2 protein-coding genes and 1 pseudogene are annotated in these 2586 nt (G+C 76.3%); all 3 read left to right on the forward strand.

Features of this window, described 5'->3' with window-relative positions; all coding sequences use genetic code 11:
* Window positions 1–505, forward strand: a 505-nt coding sequence (locus VF468_04260) for a hypothetical protein (GenBank protein HEX5877528.1), incomplete at its 5' end; no start/stop codon positions are given.
* Between the two features lie 59 nt (window positions 506–564).
* The gene (locus VF468_04265; GenBank protein HEX5877529.1) at window positions 565–1617 is read left to right on the forward strand and encodes a YbhN family protein; all 1053 of its coding nucleotides are present in this window, start codon (window positions 565–567) and stop codon (window positions 1615–1617) included.
* Between the two features lie 19 nt (window positions 1618–1636).
* Window positions 1637–2586: pseudogene (locus VF468_04270) on the forward strand (trehalose-6-phosphate synthase).

A 2586-nucleotide genomic window follows, 5' to 3' on the forward strand; every position in this document is an offset into this window, starting at 1 on the left:
GGCGGTGGTGGCCACGGCCGCCGTCTGGGCCTGGCTGGCCGTGGGCGGGGTGACCGTGCCCGAGGCCTACCTGCTGCCGGCGGCGGCCGTCGCGCTGGCGGCCGGGCTGGCCGCCCGCCGCGGGCCGGAGCCGCCGGGGTCGTGGGCGGCCTACGGGCCCGGGCTCGCCCTCGCCCTGCTGCCGAGCCTGGCCCTGGCCGTCGGCGGCCACGGCCTGGCCCGCCCGCTGCTGCTGGGGGCGGGCGCGCTGGCGGCGGTGCTGGCCGGCGCCCGCGGCCGGCTCCAGGCCCCCCTGGTGCTCGGGGCCGTGACCCTGGTCGTGCTGGCCGCCGACGCCGCCCTGCCGGTCGCGGCCCGGCTGCCGCGGTGGGTCAGCGTCGGCGGCACCGGCCTACTGCTGCTGTGGCTCGGGGCGACCGCCGAGCGCCGGCTGGCCCGGCTGCGCGACCTGGGCCGTCAGCTCACCGAGCTGGAACCCGGCGGGGGCGTCCCCGACCCCGGTTGAGAGCCACCCCGCCCGGCGTGGCAGCATCGGTGGCGGAGCCGTCCCCACCGAGGAGGCCAGTGACCGACCCCGAGTCGCCGCCACGACCGGCGCAGGCCCGGCGCCGCCTGGTCGTCAGGGCGCTGCTGGCCATCGCGGTCGTGGCCCTCGTCTACTTCGGGCTGCTGCCCCAGCTGGTCGACGTCGACCAGGTGTGGGCGACCCTGCGGGCGATGACCTGGCTGGAGCTGATGACGCTGCTGGCCGCCGCGGTCTGGAACCTCGGCACCTACCTGCTCCCGCAGCTGGCCGCCCTCCCCGGCCTCAGCCTGCGGCAGGCCGTCCTGGAGAGCCACGCCTCGACGGCGGTCGGCAACCTGCTGCCGGCCGGCCAGGCGGTCGGGCTGGGGGTGACCTACCGCTTCTACACCTCCTACGGGTTCGGCGGCCGCCCGATCGCCCTGTCGCTGCTGGTGCAGGGCGTGTGGAACAACTTCGTCAAGCTCGGCATGCCGATCGTGGCCCTGGGCCTGCTGGTGGTCAGCGGCGACGCCGCCGGCGAGCTGGCCCCGGCGGCGGTGGTCGGGCTGGCGCTGTTCCTGCTCGCCCTGGCCGGGTTCGCGTTCGGCCTGTCCGGCGAGCGGCGGGCCGCCCGGCTGGGCCGGGTCCTGGCCACCGGGGTGGCGGGCGTGCGGCGGCTGGTCCGGCGGCCCGGCCGGCCCGACTGGGAGCACGGGGCCGTGGCCTTCCGCGCCCAGGCGATCACGCTGCTGCGCGCCCGCTGGCACTGGCTCACCCTGACCACCCTGGCCAGCCACCTGTCGCTGTTCCTGGTGCTGCTGCTGGCCCTGCGCCACGTCGGGGTGTCCGAGGCGGAGGTGAGCTGGGCCGAGGCGCTGGCCGCGTTCGCGCTGGTGCGGCTGCTGTCGGCGTTCCCGGTGACCCCCGGCGGGCTGGGCGTGGTCGAGCTCGGCCTGGCCGCCGCCCTGGTCCTGGCCGGCGGCGAGGAGGCCCCGGTGGTGGCCGCGGTGCTGGTGTTCCGCGTGCTCACGTTCCTGCTGCCGATCCCGATCGGCGCCCTCACCTGGTGGCTGTGGCGGCGGGGCCGTGATATCCGTCTCAGCGTCGCGTGATCGACGGAGAGGAGCGCGGGTGGGCAGGGTGACGGACCTGCCGGTGGTGCTGCTGTCGCACCGGGGACCGGTGTCGTTCGAGCGCGACGAGTCGGGCCGCCGCACGGCCAGCCGTGGCGCCGGCGGGCTGGTGACGGCGCTCACGGGGCTGGTGTCGGACCTGCCCGACGCCGTCTGGGTGTCCGCCGCCAGCTCCGAGGAGGACGCCGCCGTGGCCGCCGAGCACGAGGGCGAGGCCGTCGAGGTCGTCCTCGACGCCGAACCGCGGCTGCTCGACCAGGACGGCGACGCGGAGGCGGCGCCGACCGCGCGGCTGCGCCTGGTCGAGGTCGGCGGCCAGGCCCACGACGACTTCTACACCGTGATCGCCAACCCGCTGCTCTGGTTCCTCCAGCACGGGATTGCCCCCGCCCTGGCGCGAGGCCGTGCTCAACGGGCTGCTCGGCAACGACGTGGTCGCCTTCCACACCGAAGGATTGGCGCGGAACTTCCTGCTCTGCGCCCAGGAGCTGGTCGGGCTGCCGGTCGACCTGGAGGCCGTGACCATGCAGGTCGGCGACCGGGAGGTGGCGGCCCGCCACTACCCGATGGAGGACCACCCCGAGCTGGCCGGCAAGGTGCGCTTCCTGGCCATGCTCCAGCCGAGCCGCCAGGACGTGCCCGAGTACGCCGACTACCTGGCCGAGATCGGCGCCACCGTGGCCAGGGTCAACGCCGCCCACGGCCGCCAGGGCTACCAGCCGATCGACCTGCGCCTGGCCGACGACATGGCCATGGCCGTGGCCGCCTACACCGTCTGCGACGTGCTCATGGTCAACGCCCTGGCCGACGGCATGAACCTGGTCGCCAAGGAGGCGGTGGTGGTCAACCGCCGCGACGGCGTCCTCGCCCTCTCCGAGAACACCGGCGCCCACCAGGAGCTGGGCGCGTTCGCGGTCACCCTGCACCCGTTCGACGTCCAGCAGCAGG

This window comes from Actinomycetota bacterium (genome assembly GCA_036280995.1).
Classification (GTDB): Bacteria; Actinomycetota; CALGFH01; order CALGFH01; family CALGFH01; genus CALGFH01.